The sequence below is a fragment of the Sphingobacteriales bacterium genome (assembly GCA_016711285.1).
GTDB lineage: Bacteria > Bacteroidota > Bacteroidia > Chitinophagales > UBA2359 > JADJTG01.
In genome coordinates this window covers 374,504-394,537 of the sequence record JADJTG010000012.1, presented here as the reverse complement: position 1 = coordinate 394,537, position 20,034 = coordinate 374,504, and the positions used below count along the sequence as shown (strand labels likewise).

General features: G+C 41.1%; 13 protein-coding genes and 1 pseudogene. 5 read left to right on the top strand and 9 right to left on the bottom strand.

From position 1 onward, the window contains the following. Nucleotides 1-14: 14 nt before the first annotated feature. Nucleotides 15-836, top strand: a complete 822-nt coding sequence (gene mreC, locus IPL35_08820) for a rod shape-determining protein MreC (protein MBK8443498.1) — start codon at nt 15-17, stop codon at nt 834-836. Then, entirely contained in the window at nt 833-1,348 is a 516-nt protein-coding gene (mreD, locus tag IPL35_08815) for a rod shape-determining protein MreD (GenBank protein MBK8443497.1), read from the top strand. The genes mreC and mreD overlap by 4 nt, the downstream gene beginning before the upstream one ends. Nucleotides 1,349-1,361: 13 nt before the next feature. Here mreD and recO read toward each other — a convergent pair whose 3' ends face one another. Then, nucleotides 1,362-2,150: a DNA repair protein RecO gene (gene recO, locus IPL35_08810; protein ID MBK8443496.1), complete on the bottom strand. Its 789-nt coding sequence runs from the start codon at nt 2,148-2,150 to the stop codon at nt 1,362-1,364. Nucleotides 2,151-2,236: 86 nt separating this feature from the next. Between recO and IPL35_08805 the strand changes: the two genes are divergently transcribed. After that, a complete protein-coding gene (locus IPL35_08805) occupies nt 2,237-3,742 on the top strand; it encodes an oligosaccharide flippase family protein (GenBank protein ID MBK8443495.1) in 1,506 nt (501 codons plus the stop codon). Here the strand turns inward: IPL35_08805 and IPL35_08800 are convergent. Beyond that, complete coding sequence (locus IPL35_08800; GenBank protein MBK8443494.1) at nt 3,739-4,086, bottom strand: hypothetical protein; 348 nt, start codon at nt 4,084-4,086, stop codon at nt 3,739-3,741. The genes IPL35_08805 and IPL35_08800 overlap by 4 nt on opposite strands. Before the next feature lie 278 nt (nt 4,087-4,364). Beyond that, a pseudogene (locus IPL35_08795) lies at nt 4,365-5,294 on the bottom strand (zinc ABC transporter substrate-binding protein). Between the two features lie 176 nt (nt 5,295-5,470). Here IPL35_08795 and IPL35_08790 point away from each other — a divergent pair. Further along, nucleotides 5,471-6,568 (top strand): acid phosphatase, encoded by a 1,098-nt coding sequence (locus IPL35_08790; protein ID MBK8443493.1) that lies wholly within the window; start codon nt 5,471-5,473, stop codon nt 6,566-6,568. 75 nt (nt 6,569-6,643) lie between these two features. On the opposite strand, the gene IPL35_08785 is transcribed toward IPL35_08790, so the two are convergent. From IPL35_08785 to IPL35_08760, 6 genes are all read right to left on the bottom strand, one after another. Next, entirely contained in the window at nt 6,644-8,146 is a 1,503-nt protein-coding gene (locus tag IPL35_08785) for a tail fiber domain-containing protein (GenBank protein MBK8443492.1), read from the bottom strand. A gap of 381 nt (nt 8,147-8,527) precedes the next feature. Then, entirely contained in the window at nt 8,528-10,081 is a 1,554-nt protein-coding gene (locus tag IPL35_08780) for a tail fiber domain-containing protein (protein MBK8443491.1), read from the bottom strand. Nucleotides 10,082-10,462: 381 nt separating this feature from the next. Continuing rightward, entirely contained in the window at nt 10,463-12,025 is a 1,563-nt protein-coding gene (locus IPL35_08775) for a tail fiber domain-containing protein (GenBank protein ID MBK8443490.1), read from the bottom strand. A 35-nt stretch (nt 12,026-12,060) separates the two neighbouring features. Further along, nucleotides 12,061-13,638, bottom strand: a complete 1,578-nt coding sequence (locus IPL35_08770) for a tail fiber domain-containing protein (protein MBK8443489.1) — start codon at nt 13,636-13,638, stop codon at nt 12,061-12,063. 356 nt (nt 13,639-13,994) lie between these two features. Continuing rightward, complete coding sequence (locus IPL35_08765) at nt 13,995-15,365, bottom strand: tail fiber domain-containing protein (protein MBK8443488.1); 1,371 nt, start codon at nt 15,363-15,365, stop codon at nt 13,995-13,997. Nucleotides 15,366-15,646: 281 nt separating this feature from the next. Beyond that, complete coding sequence (locus tag IPL35_08760) at nt 15,647-16,276, bottom strand: NUDIX domain-containing protein (GenBank protein MBK8443487.1); 630 nt, start codon at nt 16,274-16,276, stop codon at nt 15,647-15,649. A gap of 388 nt (nt 16,277-16,664) precedes the next feature. On the opposite strand from IPL35_08760, the gene secDF reads away from it, so the two are divergent. Continuing rightward, complete coding sequence (gene secDF, locus IPL35_08755; GenBank protein ID MBK8443486.1) at nt 16,665-19,730, top strand: protein translocase subunit SecDF; 3,066 nt, start codon at nt 16,665-16,667, stop codon at nt 19,728-19,730. Nucleotides 19,731-20,034 lie beyond the last annotated feature (304 nt).

The following is a 20,034-nucleotide window of genomic DNA, read 5'->3' as shown; positions in this document are numbered from 1 at the left end:
ATCTTTGCTTTCCGATGCGCAACATTATTGCTTTCTTAATTAATTATCACGCTTTTTTGCTGTTTCTGCTGCTGGAAGGCATCAGCTTTTTTTTGTTGTTTCGCAATAATCACTATCAGCGCACATTTTATGTAAATACGGTGAAGGATATGAATGGTAAAATGATGGAAAACCGAAATGAAATTATCAGCTATTTTCGCCTGAAAACCATCAACGACAGTTTATCGCAGTATAATGCCGATTTGCTTACGCATATTCAGGAGCTTTCTACCATTATTTATCCCGAGCGCGATACGGCTTGGTGCGAACCTTTTACTTATATCAGTGCCAAAGTGGTGAATAATACCATTTCCAAAACACATAATTTTATTACCATCAATAAAGGAAAAAAACAAGGTGTGCTTGCCGAAATGAGTGTTATCAGCAAAAACGGCGTGGTGGGCATCGTGAAAGAGGTATCGGATAATTATGCCGTAGTAATTTCTATGCTTAATCAGGATATACGCATCAGTGCCAAATTGCAGGGAACCGAACACTTCGGCTCGGTGGAATGGCGCGGCGTAAACCCTACCATTGCTACTTTAATTGATATTCCGAAGCATGTAAAAGTGACGGCAGGAGATACGGTTGTTACGAGTGGTTATTCTCAGATTTTTCCCGAAAATATTCCTGTGGGGTATGTGCGCCGCTCGCAGGCAGTACCCGGCAGCAATTTTATTGAAATAGAACTCAATTTATCCACTAATTTTTCCAATTTGGATTATGTGTATGTGGTGAATTCTTTGTATAAAGATGAAATAAAACACTTAGAACAAGCCGCTATACAGCAACCATGAACAGTGAAATCGCTAAAAATATAATCCGCTTCGTCGCATTGATCGGGATTCAGATTTTTTTGCTCAACCGCATAGAGTTGCACGGATATATTACGCCTTTTATTTATCCTTTGTTTGTGTTATTGTTGCCTTTTCAGATGCCCGTTTCGGCGGTTTTGTTGTTGGGTTTTTTGAGTGGTTTGACGATAGATTTATCTATCGACACTTTGGGTATTCATGCGGCAGCTACTACACTGATGGCTTTTGTGCGTTCGTTTATTATTGAGGTAATTGAGCCGCGTTTGGGCTACGATAATAATGATAAACCTACTTGGGCGTGTATGGGCTATCGGTGGTTTTTGATTTATGCGGGTGTTGCGGTTTTATTTCACCAAACGGCTTATTATTTAATAGAAGCCCTGAGCTTTGAATATTTTCATCTTATGGCACTCAAAATATTGGCGAGTTCGGCGGTGGCATTGCTTTTGATGTCGTTTCATCAGATTTTATTTTATAAAAAGGTGCTGCGATAGCCGAAAAATTTTTTTAAGTATTCCAAAGATTTCGCAACACTTGATAGCTGTGCAGTTCGCCGAAGTTTTCAATATGGAAGCGATAATAATGCAGCATTTGCTCGAGCAGGGCGGCGCGGCTGCTTTTGGGCAGTGGATTTTGTGGTTGTGCGAGCCACTGCGAAAATACATCGCTCAGAGGCGGCTCTATGTGCAAGGCGGCGTGTGCTGCCGATTGATTACTGAATAACCCTTCCTGCAAATGAAAATAGGGGCGTTGGACAGCATCATAATTGTTGTGCGGATAAAAACCGATATGCCGCGAAAGCTGCAACAAAAAGTTCAACGGAAAATGTGCCGTTTCGGGGGCGGTGCTGTGGTCTAAAAACCGGATTTGTTGTTCTAAAAAATTGAAAAGTCCGGTGTTGGGTGTTTCTTCCTGCAAGGTTTTGTTCATTATTTCCGCCACCAACAGGGCTATGCCCGTTTTTGCCATATCAAAAGGAATTTGCTCAAAAATATACGCCATTTTAATGTCTTTGATACGTTGCAAATTTTTGTTGGCTTGCTCATATACCACCATATCCAAAATGCTCAGGGGTTGCAGGGCGGCGGCGTGAAGGCGCGATTTGGGGCGGCGCACGCCATTGACCATATAAGAGCGCACCCCGAAATTTTCGGTATAAATTTTACAAATAAGGCTGCTCTCGGCATATTTAATTGTTTTAAAAACAATACCTTTGAGGGCTATTAACATAAGTGCGGCGAAATAAAAATGGCAAATGAAAGATGTTTTTTTGTGTTGCAAGATAAACATTTCCATCTTGCAAACGGATTTTGCCGCAGATAGTTTTTTTGTCAAAGTTTTTATTAAGGGTGCGGTTTTTTTAGCAATTTTATATTTGAATTATGAGCCAGTTCAGGCGCGAGAGTTTTTTTTCTGCTTTGTTTTTGGGGTTGAGTATCCTCATTCAATACCTGAATATTTTATTTCTGATTCCGCGCGTGTTGCAGCCGGCGCAATACGGTCTTACGCAGCTACTCATCACTATTGCTAGTACTTTGTGTTTGTTTGGTCAGTTGGGGTTGCGTTCTGTTACCATTCGTTATTTCCCTTATTTCCGCGATGAAAAAACTGCTCATCATTCTTATTTGTCATTTTTGTTGCTAACGCCTTTGTTGGGTGTGGTATTGGTATTTTTGTTTGCTTTCGGGCTGAAAGACTGGCTGATTACTGTGTTTCAGAGTGCGGAGAGCAACGACCTCATCAATAATTATTATTTTTGGGTATTTCCGCTTACTTTTTTTCTGATATATTTTGAAGTATTGGGCAGCTATGCGGCGGCTTTGTTTCGCCCTTCGGTGCCGGTGCTGTTTCGAGATGTATTCACAAAATTGGGAATTTTGGTGCTGTTGCTTTTGTTTTGGCAGGGATATTTCGGATTTCCGGTATTTGTGGCGGCTCTTATTTTGCTGCACGGTTTGCAGGGTTTGGGCCTGATTGGCTATTTGATGTATATCGGGGAGTGGCGCATTGCTTTTGATTGGAGCAAATTTACGCCCAAGTTGCTGCGTGAGATGTTTGTGTATGGTTTTTTTACGCTTTCGTCGGGGTCGGTGATGTATGTGCTGGAATACATCGACCGGCTGATGGTGTCGGTGATGTCGGCGGGTGAGTTGGCAGATGGCGGTATTTATTCTATTTTGTGTACGATTGGTTTGGTGGTGTATATGCCGGGCAAAGCCATTACTACGGCGGCATTGCCTGTAATTGCCGATGCTTGGCAGCGTCAGGATTTGCACCGCATAGAGAGCGTGTATCGCAAAACGTCTTTGTTGCAGTTGATTTTGGGCGGATTGGTGTGCGTGGGTATTTGGATAAATCGCCACCATGTGGTTAGTATGCTCGGCACTGCCTACGAAGCCGGAAAATATGTTCCTATTCTGGTGGGGTTGAGTCAATTGGCGGATTTGGCAACGGGCATCAATGGCGGCATTATCGCCACTTCGCGGCATTTTAAGTTTCAGTTTTATTTCAATCTGTTTTTGCTGATACTCACTGTTTTTACCAATTATCTTTTTATTCCTTTATACGGACTCACAGGGGCTGCCTTTGCTAATTTGCTTACAATGGTGATTTACAATTTAGGCAAAGGTTATTTTGTGTGGCACACTTTCCGTATGCAGCCTTTCAACAAAAAAACTTTGTGGGTGTTGTTGCTGCTGCTGCTGCTGCTGGGTGTTGATTATCTGTTGCCGACATTGCCTTATCATTTTGTAGTAGATTTGCTGTTTCGCTCCCTTATTATCACGGCGTTGTTTGGCGGCTTGATTTTATATTTTCGGGTGTCGGAAGATATAAACGAGTTGGTTGCTCGCTATTGGAAGCGGGTGTTTGGTGGTGGCGGTCGCTAAATATCGTTGCTGTTGTTGTTGTCGGAAGAAGTAGATGTTTCTATTTCCTGATGGCTATTTTTATTGCGTTTGGCGGCTTGTTCGCTGAGGATTTGATGCAGAAGCTTATGCTGCTCCGGCAGCAGGGTGTCGTTGTTCCAATTCAATTGCTCCGCAATATCGCACAAAGCGTGTATTTTGGCTTCAGTGTCGTAAAATTTATTTATCAGTACAATTTTTTTATGCTCCAACAGGCAATAGCCCGCCTGAAAATTCCCTTTTCCGTAGCGCACCTGCACGCCCGCCTGCTGATAAAGCTGTTCTATTTTCTTTAAACTGTTATCGCTTATTTTGATGTTGCTCATTTTTTTTGTGTAAATATTTCTTGCTAAACCCGCTTTTTCATCAACTGTGTCAGCAATAAGCCCGTCAGCAAGCCAATAATAAAAATGGATAAAAACTCAACCAATCTCGTACTGCCGTCACTAATAAATCTGAAATAATTTCCGATAGCAAGGATTAGAAGAATCGCTAAAATGACCGATATATTTTTGTTTTTCATGGTATTGTTCTGTTTTACTGTGCAAATTTATCCTTTTTATTTTCTAATCAATATGAACGATACCATTTTTGTTGGCTTGTTTTATTTTAAGGCGGCGGCGATGGTGGCGATATTGTGGTGCATCATACCTATATAAGTGCCTTCGGGGGTGGTGGCAGCTCCCAGCGCATCGGAATATAAATTGCCTCCTATGCCCACCATACAATTGCGCTGCCGACAGCCTTCGCGCACGGCTTCTAAGGGTTTGGACGATACGCTGCTTTCTACAAAAAGAGCTTTGATATGGCGGTTACAAATAAAATGTACCAGATTACTCACATCGCGTAAGCCAAATTCCGCCACCGTAGAAATTCCCTGCAAACCCTGCACTTCTATATCGTAGGCTCTGCCGAAATATTGAAAAGCATCGTGCGACGTAATCAGTACGCGCTGCTGCTGCGGAATGTCGGCGATTTGTCGGCGCACACTTTGGTGCAGACTGTCTAATTGTAGGCGATAGGCGGCGGCGTTGCTGCGATAAAAAGCGGCGTTGCTGCTGTCTTGCGTAGCCAGAAACTCCGCCAAAGGCAGCACACAAGCCGCCCATAGCTGCGTATCAAACCAGATGTGAGGGTCGGAGTGGTGGCTGTTGTCGGTGCTTATTAATTGGGTGTGCGATAAAGGTGAAGCCAGCGCATAAACGGGTTTGGCACGTTGGAGTTTTTCAAAGATGCTCTCCATTTTACCCTCCAACAACAAACCATTATATACCACTGCATGGGCTTGCATCAATCGCTCCAAATCGCCCTGTGTGGCTTTGTAAAGGTGCGGGTCAATGCCGGCTCCCATCAAAGTTTGCACTTCGGCTTTGTCTTGCACAATTTGCCGCACCATATCGCCCGCCATCGAAGTAGTGGCAAGAATTTTTAGCTTTCCCTGTCAGTAAGTATGATAATAGGTTTCGGGCTTGCACGCAAAAAGCGTACACAACAAAAACAGCAACAATAAATATGGTATTATTATTAAACGCATAAAAGCAAGGTATCTCTTTTTTTTACAAAAATACGGAATACATTATCAAAGCGTGTTAAAAAGGGTTTTTTAAGCAACTGATTATTGATAAAATAGATATATTTATGATAAAAATATTGAATAAATTACTATCAATATATAAAAACACATAGTAATAAGGTGTAATTTTGTTAGGTATGTGGTACAATTTTTATAAAAAAAGACAACCTGTTTGGGAGTTGGTATTGCCAATGCTCTTCATTCAGTCTTTTGCGGTGGCGCAAACGGGTTTTGTGCCGCGCCCCGACCATGTGTTGATTTTAACGCTGGAAAACCATTCTTACGAACAAATTGTAGGAAACGTCAATATGCCCTATCTCAATACCTTGATGGATACTTCGCAGGCGGCGGTATTTACACAATCGTATGCGCTCACGCACCCCAGTCAGCCCAATTATATTATTATGTTTTCGGGCGACCAACAGGGTGTTACTAATAGTAGTATTCCGGTAGATACGCCTTTTGTTACGCCCAATTTTGGGGCAGCTTTGTTGCAAGCTGGTTTTACTTTTGCTGCCTACTCCGAAGACTTACCATATTCGGGTTATTTGGGCGCATTTTACAACAATAATCTCTATGCCCGCAAACATTGTCCTTGGACACACTGGCAACACGCTCCCGTCAATGGTATTCCCGATTCGCTCAGTATGCCTTTTTCTTATTTTCCTTCCAATTACGATTCTCTCCCCGATTTGTGTTTTGTAATTCCCAATCAAGCCAACGATTTGCACAATAATCCGAATGCCGCCGCCACTTATCAAACCTGCGATAACTGGATACAAAATAATTTAGGCAGCTATATAGAATGGTGCAAAACGCACAACAGTATCTTTGTGCTTACTTTTGATGAGGACAATTATCAGGGCATTAATCATATTTTGACATTTTTGATAGGAGAACCCATACAAGGCGGCTACTACGATGCTCCGGTAGATTTTTATAATTGGTTGCGTACTTATCTGACGATGTTCAGTATTCAGTCTTTTGCAGATGCCGCCAATTCTTCAGCTATCACTAATTGCTGGAAAATATGTGCGCCCTTGGCGAGTGCTGCGCTCGACGGCAATACCCACATTTGCGATTTGCAGCAAATCTACACTGCGCCGTTTTCGGAGGATGCGATCTATGAGTGGAGTGTGACGGGCGGCGAAATTATATCGGGGCAGGGCACGGCAGAAGTAACGGTACTTTGGGGCAGCGAAGGTGGTACGATACAGGTGAAAGTGGAAGAATAAAAAAAAAGCTGCCGTTTGGTTTACGGCAGCTTTTACTATCTTAAAAAAATCAAACTAAAGTAGTCCGATATTATTTTATTTGGTCAAAATCATTTCTTTGGTGGCGGTGTTTTTGCCGTCAATGATGAGGGCGTAAATATAAGTACCTGCTGCGAGTTCGCTGCCGTTGATGGTGGTGGTGGAGAAACCTTTGCCCAAATTGATGCTTTTCATCACTTTGCCGTCGAGAGCGGTAATTTGGAGTTGTGCACTGTTGGCTTCTTCGGGTACATAGTGCTGAATGATGGTTTTGGCATAAAAAGGGTTGGGTGCATTTTGCTCTAAACGTGCGGCATTGCTGTAATTGTTGCTGTTGCCGTCATTTATCAAAGAGCCTGTTTCAGTTTTGTCGCTGAGGCAGCAGTTTTGCATAGCGGCGTTCATTTTTTGCAGGCTGCTTTCAAGAGCATCTAAGCGGTTTTGTAAAGTATTATTTTCCTCTTGCACTACACTTATTTTGTTCTCAAGCGCGCTCACTTTATTTTTCAATTCGCTGTTTTCGGTTTTGGCGGCATCTCTTTCGCTTGCCAATTCTTTCACCGCCTCCGAAATAACAGGAATTATCATATTATAATTTACTGCCAAAAATCCTTTTCCTTTGCCGTCTTCCATTACAGCTTGCGGCACTATTTTTTGGAGGTCTTGCGCCAAATAACCGATATGTTCGCGCTCGTCGAAGTTGTATTCGGGAGCTTTGCTTCGGTCGTACTGATAGGTGTAGGCTTGTAGTTTGGCGATGGTTTCTAAAGCACTGTCGTATTTTTTAATATCTTTTTTAAAATTACGGTCTGAAGTTTCCCATATACCGCCTGTACAATATGCCTTTCCATTTACATCTAAATTATACCAAACTGAAGCATCTGACCAACCGATCCCCAATTTAGCAGATTTATACGCTGCATAGGTTGATGTGCTGCTTATTTCGCGTTTTATTACTACTGCTGGTGCAGCAACAGAATCAGCACCAACATAAAAATGAAACTTATCGTCTAAAAGGGGAACATTAAAACGCATCATATAATTATTTGTACCTATACTATGGCAGTTATTGGAAGTCGCAGTCGTAGTTCCGTAACTTTGCCATAATACTAATTTGTTATTATCTATCACTTGGTCTGATACAATTACACGCTCGCTTACGCCTACTTTTCCTTGAAAATAGCCCGCCCAGTTATTAGTTGCCCCTGTAGAAGTAGCATAAATACCGTAGCCTACGGGTACATTAGAGTTATAGCTACCTTGAAAATACCCCGCATAAGGTGTGCCTGTACCCCAAGAGTTATTGTAGCCATATACCCCATAGGAGTTCCCTGTGCCATCGTTGTAAGTATAATTATATAAGCCGTATTTTGTATAGGCATCATTTCCTGTATTCGAAAGATAAGCACCATAGCTGTTAATTGCATTATTGTAGGTGTAGGCTTCCAAAGCACTGTAATTCAAATTAGAGACATTCTGAATAAATACCTGTTGTGCCTGTGTAGTGGCAGCAGCGCAAATGATGATAATGACAGAGAGATAATAAGATAAATATTTCATAATAAAAAAGAATAATTGTTGAGGGTTTATTAAAATAATAAGATAGAAAATACAAATACTGCCCCTTTTGCTTAGGAGTAAGCAATTTTAAAACAGTAAAAAAATAGAAGTTAAAAGATGCGCCACCGTTGAAGTTAATGACGCACGAACTTTCTTTAAATAAAAACGGAAAGAAAATATTTATCGGTCATAGGCAAAAGAAGGTAAAGATGTTAACTAAAAAAGATTGCTTGCTTATTATCAATCACAATAACAAAGATAAAATAATTATTGATATATAAAAATTTTATTTTGATTCTTTTAAAAAAAAAAAAGCACTGCCATAAATTACGGCAGTGCTTTTTTTGATTAATCGAAAAAAGTAAGTATATAAAAGAGCTATTATTTGGTCAAAATCATTTCTTTGGCGGCGGTGTTTTTGCCGTCAATGATGAGGGCGTAAATATAAGTACCTGCTGCGAGTTCGCTGCCATTGATGGTGGTGGTGGAGAAACCTTTGCTCAAGTTGATGCTTCTCATCACTTTGCCGTCGAGGGCGGTAATTTGGAGTTGTGCGCTGTTGGCTTCTTCGGGTACATAGTGCTGAATGATGGTTTTGGCATAAAAAGGGTTGGGTGCATTTTGCTCTAAACGTGCGGCATTGCTGTAATTGTTGCTGTTGCCGTCATTTATCAAAGAGCCTGTTTCAGTTTTGTCGCTGAGGCAGCAATTTTGCATAGCGGCGTTCATTTTTTGCAGGCTGCTTTCAAGGGCATCTAAGCGATTTTGTAAAGAAGCTACCTCTTTGCTGAGGTCTTCAATTTTTTCGTCTTTTTGCTCAATAACGCCTTGTTGTTCTTGCATCGCCTGTACCAATACTGGCAGCAAAAAGTCGGGCTGAATACCTTTTATCCATTCGGTGCGGTCGTCGCTGCGGTCGGTGGTTCTGGCTCCCAACTCCACAGGAATAGTAGCTACGGCTTGTGGCACTACTTGTTCTACTTCTTGCGCCAAGAAACCGATTTGCTCATTTTCGGGCAAATTCATAGCTTTTTCTACTTCGCTTTCGTGTTTGTATTTGTAGGTATAGGCTTTGAGTGCCATTATTTTTTGCAAGCTGCTGCCGAGTGGTTTGATGTCTGTTTTTAGGTTGCGGTCGGAGGAAGTGTAATACGCCGTTCCATACACTGCACCTGAGCTATACACACCATAATTAGCGGCGTAAACACCAGTTCCTGCTGTACCAGTACTGCCATAAGCATCACCATATACTCCATAACGACCCGCTGCTGCGGTACCGTTGGCAGAAAAATAGTTATAAACACTACCTACATAAGCACCTCCTTGTGCTACTGCATACACACCGCGATAACCGCCATAAAACTCACCGCCATAGCCCCAACCATCAGCGCATACAGAATGGGCATAAACACCCCTGATATCTGAGTTGCCGAGATAATTGCTAATAAAAGAAGCCGTATAGTAAGTAGGAGAAACAGTTTTATTTTGCACATTTAAAGTACCGGATAAGTAAGGAATAGTATCGGCGTAATTTATCAATGTTTTACCATTGAAGTGTGCCGCCCAGTTGTCGGTAGCACTTTGCGAAGTAGCATAAATACCATAGCCTACGGGTACACCAGAGTTATAGCTACCTCTAAAATACCCCGCATAGGGTATGCCGGTACCATAGGAATTATTGTAGCCATATATCCCATAGGAGTCCCCTGAGCCATCGTTGTAAGTACCGCTGTACAAGCCGTATTTTGTATAGGTATCAATTCCCGAATTCCAAAGATAACCGCCATAGCTGGTAGTTGCATTATTGTAGGTGTAGGCTTCCAAAGCCATGGAATTCAAATTAGAGCCATTATAAATATATACCTGTTGTGCCTGTGTAGTGGCAGCAGCGCAAATGATGATAATGACAGAGAGATAATAAGATAAATATTTCATAATAAAAAGAATAATTGTTGAGGGTTTTATTAAAATAATAAGATAAAAAATACAAATACTACCCCTTTTGCTTAGGAGTAAGCAATTTTAAAACAGTAAAAAATACACATTAGAAAACGCGCCACCGTTGAAGTTAATGACGCACGAATTTTTTAAAAAAAATGGAAAGAAAATATTTATCGGTCATAGGCAAAAGAAGGAAAAGATGTTAATTAAAAAAGGTTGCTTGCTTATTATAAATCACAATTACAAAGATAAAATAATTATTGATATATAAAAATTTTATTTTAATACTTTTATAAAAAAAAGCACTGCTATAATTTACGGCAGTGCTTTTTTTGATTAATCGAAAAAGTAAGTATATAAAAGAGCTAAGAGCTATTATTTGGTCAAAATCATTTCTTTGGCGGCGGTATTTTTTCCGTCAATGATGAGGGCGTAAATATAAGTACCTGCTGCGAGTTCGCTGCCATTGATGGTGGTGGTGGAGAAACCTTTTCCCAAGTTAATGCTTTTCATCACTTTGCCGTCGAGGGCGGTAATTTGGAGTTGTGCACTATTGGCTTCTTCGGGTACATAGTGCTGAATGATGGTTTTGGCATAAAAAGGATTGGGTGCATTTTGCTCTAAACGTGCGGCATTGCTGTAATTGTTGCTGTTGCCGTCATTTATCAAAGAGCCTGTTTCGGTTTTGTCGCTGAGGCAGCAGTTTTGCATAGCGGCGTTCATTTTTTGCACCATCGCACGCAATTCTGCCATTTCGTCTTTCAAATCCTCGTTTTCCTGCTCTTTGCTTTCTAATTTGCCGTTTAATTCTTGAATGGCAGCAATAGCCAAGGTACTGTAATGATCATAATTGAGCGTGTTGATACCATTTTCTACTTTTACCAAATCAGGGAATATCTCTTTTACCTCCTGCGCTACAAAACCCACTACGCGCGTATTGCTTTCATCTTGATTATAAATATAAGAAGAGGGTTTGAGACGCATTACTTTCGACAAAACACCTTGTAATGGCTGAATATCGTGTTTGAGCGTGCGGTCAGATACTGTATAAGTTCCGGAAGTAGTGATATAGCTTTGTAGATCCCCGTTATAAACAAACCAAAGATTATAACCGCTATAATTGAATCCTGTTTGCCAGTAATTTGTATTATATCCGCTTTCCAAACGTATGCCGGCAGAATCATTAATACCATCGGAGCGTTGTTTAATATGTAGGTCGGCATAAGGTACTATTCCCCCTATTCCCACTGGTCCATCTCCTATTTGCACTTTTCCTCCATTCCAGTTGAGGTACAGCGTAGTAGCTACGTTATTGTTGCGGGCTTGTATTTTAAATTTATCGATACCCATATTGGCAGAAGTAAAGTTGCCAATTACTACATTGCCGCCGCCGGCAGCATTTATAAAACCTCCGTCTAAGCGGGTGATACCATTGAAATAAGCGGCGTATTTGCTGCCGCCTGTATTTGTATTGCTCGCTGTTGCATATACTCCGTAGTTGGTTGCGCTATTGTAGGAGGTAGAAGAAGCATACAAACCATAATTGGTTGAGTTACTGCCTATTGCTTTTGTATAAATACCATAGTTAACGTCTGCATATTTCGATGCAGCAGAAATACCATATCCAACAGATGCAGCATTGCTATAGCTGCCATAAAAATATCCCGCATAGGGTGTGCCGCTGCCAAGAGAGGTGTTGCGGGCAGAAACACTGTAAGAATGTCCAGTTCCGTCATTAGATACATCACTAAATATGCCGTAGGTAGTATAGGCGTTATCTTTGGTATTCTTGATATGTGCACCGTAGCTGGTGCCTGTATCATAACCGTTATTTGCGTAAATACTGTATTGATAAACATCATCTACATACACACCTTGTGCCTGTAATAAAGCGGGTAAGGTAAATACCGCCACAAAAAGAAGAAATATTTTTTTCATTGTTTAAGATATTAAGTAAGTATATAAAAGAGCTATTATTTGGTCAAAATCATTTCTTTGGCGGCGGTATTTTTGCCGTCAATGATGAGGGCGTAAATATAAGTACCTGCTGCGAGTTCGCTGCCATTGATGGTGGTGGTGGAGAAACCTTTGCTCAAGTTGATGTTTGTCATCACTTTGCCGTCGAGGGCGGTAATTTGGGGTTGTGCGCTGTTGGCTTCTTCGGGTACATAGTGCTGAATGATGGTTTTGGCATAAAAAGGGTTGGGTGCATTTTGCTCTAAACGTGCGGCATTGCTGTAATTGTTGCTGTTGCCGTCATTTATCAAAGAGCCTGTTTCGGTTTTGTCGCTGAGGCAGCAGTTTTGCACAGCGGCGTTCATTTTTTGCACCATCGCACGCAATTCTGCCATTTCGTCTTTTACACTCTTAAGCTCTTTTTTCAAATCCTCGTTTTCCCGCTCTTTGCTTTCTAATTTGTCGTTTAATTCTTGAATGGCAGCAATAGCCAAGGTACTGTAATGATCATAATTGAGCGTGTTGATACCATTTTCTACTTTTACCAAATCAGGGAATATTTCTTTTACCTCCTGCGCTACAAAACCCACTACGCGCGTATTGCTTTCATCTTGATTATAAATATAAGAAGAGGGTTTGAGACGCATTACTTTCGACAAAACACCTTGTAATGGCTGAATATCGTGTTTGAGCGTGCGGTCAGATACTGTATAAGTTCCGGAAGTAGTGATATAGCTTTGTAGAGTCCCGTTATAAACAAACCAAAGATTATTGGTAGAAGCGGTTCCTATTTGCCAGTAATTTGTATTATATCCGCTTTCCAAACGTATGCCGGCAGAATCAGTAATACCATCGGGGCGTTGTTTAATATGCAGGTCGGCATAAGGTGCTATTCCCACTGGTCCATCTCCTATTTGCACTTTTCCTCCATTCCAATTGAGGTACAGCGAAGCAGCTATGCTGTCGTTGCGGGCTTGTATTTCATTTTCATCTATACCCATATTGATAGAAGTAAAGTCACCAATTACTACATTGCCGCCGCTGGCAGCATTTACATCAGTACCTCCGTCTAAGCGGGTGATACCGTTGAAATAAGCGGCGTAGCTGCCGCCTGTACCTGAATTGCTCGCTGTGGCATATACTCCGTAGTTGGTTTCGCTATTGCTGGAGGTAGAAGAAGCATACAAACCATAATTGGTTGAACTACTGCCTGTTGCTGTTGTATAAATACCATAGTTAATATTGTTTGCCTGACTCGATATAGCATAAATACCATATCCAACAGGTGCAGAACTGCTATAGCTGCCATAAAAATATCCCGCAAAGGGTGTGCCGCTGCCAAGAGAGGTGTTGCGGGCATAAACACTGTAAGAATCTCCGCTTCCGTGATTATATACATTACTATATATGCCGTAGGTATAATGGACGTTATCTTTGTTATTCTTGATATAGGCACCGTAGCTGCTTGCATAATAACCGTTAATTGCGCGAATACTGTATTGAGAAACATCATCTACATGCACACCGTAGGCTTGTGCCTGTAATAAAGCAGGTAAGGTAAATACCGCCACAAAAAGAAGAAATATTTTTTTCATTGTTTAAGATATTAAAATAGTTTATAAAAAATAAAAAAAACCCGTGTCGTACTTCAAAAAGATGAAGCCGACATAAAAAAATCCCACCCAAAAACAACATGATGAATATTGTTTTTGCCCAAGGGGATATTTCACAAAAGTGAGGAGAAAACTAACCTGTCTTTAAGCGTTTCATAAAAAAAGAATTTTGAAGATGAAACAGGAGGTTGCTTACTTAGTATAAGTCACAATTACAAAGATAAAATAATTATTGATATATAAAAATTTTATTTTGATTCTTTTAAAAAAAAACGCACTGCCGTAGTTTATGGCAGTGCGTTTTTTGATTAATCGAAAAAAGCAAGTATAAAGAGCTATTATTTGGTCAAAATCATTTCTTTGGCGGCGGTATTTTTTCCGTCAATGATGAGGGCGTAAATATAAGTACCTGCTGCGAGTTCGCTGCCATTGATGGTGGTGGTGGAGAAACCTTTTCCCAAGTTAATGCTTTTCATCACTTTGCCGTCGAGGGCAGTAATTTGGAGTTGTGCGCTGTTGGCTTCTTCGGGTACATAGTGCTGAATGATAGTTTTGGCATAAAAAGGATTGGGTGCATTTTGCTCTAAACGTGCGGCATTGCTGTAATTGTTGCTGTTGCCGTCATTTATCAAAGAGCCTGTTTCGGTTTTGTCGCTGAGGCAGCAGTTTTGCATAGCAGCGTTCATTTTTTGCACCATCGCACGCAATTCTACCATTTCGTCTTTTAAATCCTCGTTTTTAACATGCAATTCTGCCATTTCGTCTTTCACACTGTTAAGCTCTTTTTTCAAATCCCCGTTTTCCCGCTCTTTGCTTTCTAATTTGCCGTTTAATTCTTGAATGGCAGCAATACTATACACCGCAAAATGGTCATATACTACTCCTTTAAATCCATTATCAACATCTCGTACACTTGCCGGAAATACTTCTTCTACTTCCTGTGCAATAAATCCTACAGATTTGTGTTGGGCAATAGCTTTAGAATCGTTATAATAATAAGTGGTCGGTTGAAGCAACATTATTTTATCTAAAACGCTGCCTAAAGGTTCAATATCTGTTTTCAGGCGGCGGTCTGATAATTGAGTATAAGCACCATCAGTACTTGCAATATCCGCCTTTGTAGTAGCATTATAGTAAAATTTGTAATTTTTTGTAGAAGTTCCGATACCCGTTTCCCAGTAATCTGTAGTTGACTCGTGCTCTGTGCGTATGCAAACGTTCGAAATTTTTTGTTTGATATGTAAATCCCGCAGTGCGGCTATTTGCCCTATACTCACATTCCCATCTCCTATTTGCACATTTCCTCCATTCCAGTTGAGGTGCAGTGTAGAAGCCACGCTGTCGTTGCGGGCTTGTATTTCATTTTCATCTATCCCTATATTGGTAGAAGTAAAGGCACCAATTACTACATTGCCGCCGCTGGCTGCATTTACATCAGCACCGCCATCTAAGCGGGTGATGCCGTTGAAATAAGCGGCGTAGCTGCTACCTGTACCGGTATTGCTCGCAGTGGCATATATTCCGTAGTTGGTTGAGGTATTATTTTTACTATTACTGATATAGGCACCGTAACTGGTGCCTGTGTCGTAATCATTATCTACGTAAATACTGTATTGATAAACATCATTTACATACACACCGTAGCCTTGTGCCTGTAATAAAGCGGGTAAGGTAAATACCGCTACAAAAAGAAGAAATATTTTTTTCATTGTTTAAGATATTGTAAATAGTTAAAAAAAAATAGAAAAACCCACATCGTGCTTCAAAAGAGATGAAGCCGACATAAAAAAATCCCACCCAAAAACAACATGATGAATATTGTTTTTGCCAAAGGACATTTCACAAAAGGGAGGAGGAAACTAACCTGTCTTTAAGCGTTTCATAAAAAGAGGAGTTTTGAAGATGACGTAAAAAATGCTTGCTTGCTTATTATTATAGGTATCACACTTCTGCAAATATATAACAATATTTATTATAAAGAAAAAAAATACTATATTTTTTTCTTTATATCTCGTATAGATGCGTAAGTGCTTTGTATATAAGGCATTAAATCTTTTGTTGCTACCCAGCGCACTGCGGTAATCCCCTCTTCTGTTTGTGGTGTCAAATGCTCATTATCGGCGGTGCTGCATTGCATCGCAAACCAATAAGTGGGCTTGAGAATGCGTTGTCCGTGCAGGGTGTAGGTGTGCAGTGTGGGCACTTGCGCCTCATATACCTGAAATGTTTCCACTTGAGTCAAACCCCGCAAACCCGTTTCCTCTTCTACTTCGCGGCGGGCGGCAGTCGCCCAATCTTCGCCTTTTTCCACTTTTCCTTTCGGCAAATCCCACTTGCCATTGCGCTGTATGAGTAGTATTTCCTGATGTTCGTTGCGCACAATGCCGCCCGCCGCCTCCACCACCCGATAGTGGTTTTTAAACACTTCAAAAAGTTTGGCTAAATTTTTGCCGCCTACACATACCTGCGAAAGTTGTTTGTTTTCGAGCAAAATAATCGCCTGTAACAAAAAATCGCTCAGGGCTTCGGCTGGCTCGTCTGAAGAATCAATAAAAGCGGGATTTTCTTGCAGCACGATATAAGCATCGTCTGCATAAATTTTATATGAGGGATTTGACATAAAACAAGTAATTAAAAATCAGTATGTTATAAATAAAAAATGCTGTAAATAAAGACGAAATGATGATGAATTGTAAAATTTTTCGCATTAAAAGAAAAAACATCTCAGGCATAACTCAACAGGAGTGCCAAAAACAGCCCAAAAGTATCGCAAATGTGAATGTAATGTATATTGAAATAGGTGCAGCCGCACAAAAAAATATCAACACCTGCATTGTCATATTTCAGTTCATCTTTTTACAGCTAATAAAAAGCGATATTTAGCATACAAAAATTAAAATAGCATAGTTGTTTTATGCTATATCTGTAAAACATTGCTATATTTGCACGATTTTTACCTTTATTAAAATAAAATATATTCTATCACATTTTATTAATACTAAGCTATAATGCAGGGAAAAGGACTTATCAGAGCATTTACTATTTTATTGCTCTTAATCTGTTTGTATCAACTGTCGTTTACATTTTTTGCCAACCGTTGGGATAAAAAAGCAGATAGCTATGCCGTCACTTTTGATTCGGATAAAGAATCGGCGGCTTACAAAAATGCGCGCCGCGCTTATATCGACTCTATTCAAAACCTGAAAGTTATCAATTTAGGATTTACTGATTTTACCTATAAGCAAGTAAAAGAACAACAACTCAATTTGGGATTGGAATTGCAGGGCGGTATGAACGTAGTGTTGCAGGCTTCTTTGGACGATTTGATTAAATCGATGGCGAATAACAGCAAAGACCCCAATTTTTTGGCAGCTTTGCAAAATGCCAAAACTCGCCAAACTGATGCGCAGGAAGATTATGTGACGCTTTTTGGGCAGGAATATGCCAAATTAGTACCGGGTGGCAATGGTTTAGCCCCTATTTTTTCGGCATCATCGCAATATCAGAGCCGTATTCCTTTCAATGCCACCGATGCGCAGGTGTTGGAAGTAATTCGCGGCGAATCTGACCAAGCCGTTCAGCGCACATACGAAGTAATCAAAGCGCGTATTGACCGCTTTGGTGTGGCACAGCCCAACGTAAACCTCCAGCCCGCCACCGGACGTATTGTGGTGGAGTTGCCCGGTGTTGATGACCCCGAGCGCGTGCGCAAACTCCTCCAAGCTACTGCTAAATTGGAGTTTTGGGAAACCTACGAGCAGAGCAACGATATGATGAAATGGCTCAATGATGCCAACGATGTATTGAAAAAGAAATCCCCTGCCGATAGCAAAAGTACGGCTGCCGCTACCGACAGCACCAATACAGCTACTGCGGCTGCCGACAGCAGTGCTGCCGTCGGCGATAGCACTTCTTTGGTAATGAACGACGACAGTGCAGCCACGGCTCAACCCGACTCTACTAAGTCAAGAGAACAACTGCGCAAAGAAAATCCTTTCTATGCCGTTTTTCAGCCCTCTAATCAGGTGGGTCCCGTTATTGGTTTTGTGGTACAAAAAGATACTGCCGCTTTAAATAAATATTTGTCTGATGTTGATGTTAAAAATATATTTCCTAAAAATCTCAAATTTTTATACGGCAACAAACCACAAGTAGTGACCAATGAAGATGGCAACCCAAGTTCCAGCATCTATCCTATATACGCCATTAAAAGCCCTTCGGTGGAGTTTCAACCGCGTTTGGACGGCGGATATATCGTAGATTCTCGCCACGACTTCGACATCAACAACGATGTAGTGGTGAATATGCAGATGAACCCCGAAGGTGCTAATATCTGGAAAAAAATGACCGGCGAAAATGTAGGCAAATTCATTGCCATAGCTCTGGACGACCAGATTTATTCTGCTCCTACCGTTAATCAGGAAATTGCCGGCGGTAATTCTCAGATTTCGGGCGGTTTTGATTTGAAAGAAGCTGAAGACTTAGCCAATATCTTGAAAGTGGGTAAATTGCCTGCTCCGGCGCGTATTGTGGAAGAAGCCGTGGTGGGTCCTTCTTTGGGCGAAAAATCCATCAGCGCAGGTTTGTGGTCGTTGATGGCTGCTTTCTTGGCGATTATGGTGTTTATGTTGGCATACTACAACAATTCGGGTTGGGTAGCCAATGTAGCTTTGTTGCTGAACTTGTTTATTATCGTGGGTGTATTGGCTTCGCTCGGAGCTACCCTCACTTTGCCCGGTATGGCGGGTATCGTACTCACTATCGGTATGGCGGTAGATGCCAACGTATTGATATTTGAGCGTATCCGCGAAGAACTCGCTCAGGGAATACCGCTCCGCAAAGCCGTCATTGACGGTTACACCAAATCTTATGCTCCGATTATTGACTCCAACCTCACCACGCTTATCTCTGCCGTTGTGATGTTGATATTTGGTTTGGGTCCTATCAAAGGTTTTGCTACCATCTTAACCATCGGTATTTTCTCTTCTTTATTCACAGCCGTTTTGTTGGCGCGTTATATCAACGAATGGGCGGTAAATAAAAACTGGAATCTCAAATTTTCTTTCCCTTGGAGCGAGCCGAAATCGCGCAACTATAAATTTTTGCAAAACCGCAAATTGGCTTATACTATTTCTATTGCTTTAATTGTTGTGGGTGCTATTTCAATGGTCGTTCGCGGCTTTGATTTGGGCGTAGATTTGCGCGGTGGCAGAACCTTTGTGGTACAATTTGATAAAGCAATGGATACTGATCAGGTGGCAGGTGCATTGCAGGCACAATTTGAAAAAGCTCCTTTGGTGCGTACTTACGGTAGCAACAACCAGTTTAAAATTACAACCGACTACAAAATCGCTTCCGACAATCCCGAGACAGACACCGAAGTAGAACAAAAACTCTACGAAGGCGTAAAAGGGTTATATGCTCACGCCCCTACTTTTGGTGATTTCCACAGCAAATACAAATTAAGCTCGCAAAAAGTAGGACCTACCATTGCTGACGACATCAGCCAATCGGCGTGGGTAGCTTCTATTTTAGCTGCTATCGGCATATTTTTATATATTTTCCTGCGCTTCCGCAAATGGCAATTTGGTTTGGCTGCGGTGCTATGTATGGTGCACGATGCCTTGGTGATTTTGTCTTTATTCTCGCTGTTGCCCGGTATTATGCCGTTTTCTATGGAAATAGACCAAACATTTATCGCCGCTATCCTCACCATTTTGGGTTATTCGGTGAATGATACCGTTATCGTATTTGACCGTATTCGCGAATATGTGAAAAAATACCCTAAACGCGACAAAATGCAGTTGATGAACGATGCCATCAATACCACATTGAGCCGTACCATTATTACATCTTTGGTAACGTTTATGGTGGTATTTATTTTGTTCCTCTTTGGCGGCGATACCCTCAAAGGTTTCTCTTTTGCTTTGATGGTGGGTATTGTGTTGGGTACGCTTTCGTCTATCTTTGTGGCAGCCCCTATCGTATATGACCTTTCCAAAGGCGAAGCCCTGAGTACCGACGAAAACCACTCACTCAGCAGCAGTGCCGAGCGCATCAAAGCCAGCGTGTAATAAACACTGATTATTGATACAATTCATTTTTTTTTTAAATAAAAAGTCCGCAACCCAAATTTGAGTTGCGGACTTTTTTTGTTTCGGTGCTATACAGGTTGTTTTTTTTGATGAGATATTGTGAGTTGCAGTATAAAAAATATTGCACAAGATTTCGGGGGGCGAACTTTTGTATCAACATAATAAATACGCAATAATTAATTGCTATTAAGTATATTTGCTGTATTGATGAAAATATCGGTATTTTTTTCTTTTTACTATTATCCGAAATGCGGATAAGGTTTATAAAATTGATAACGCTAAT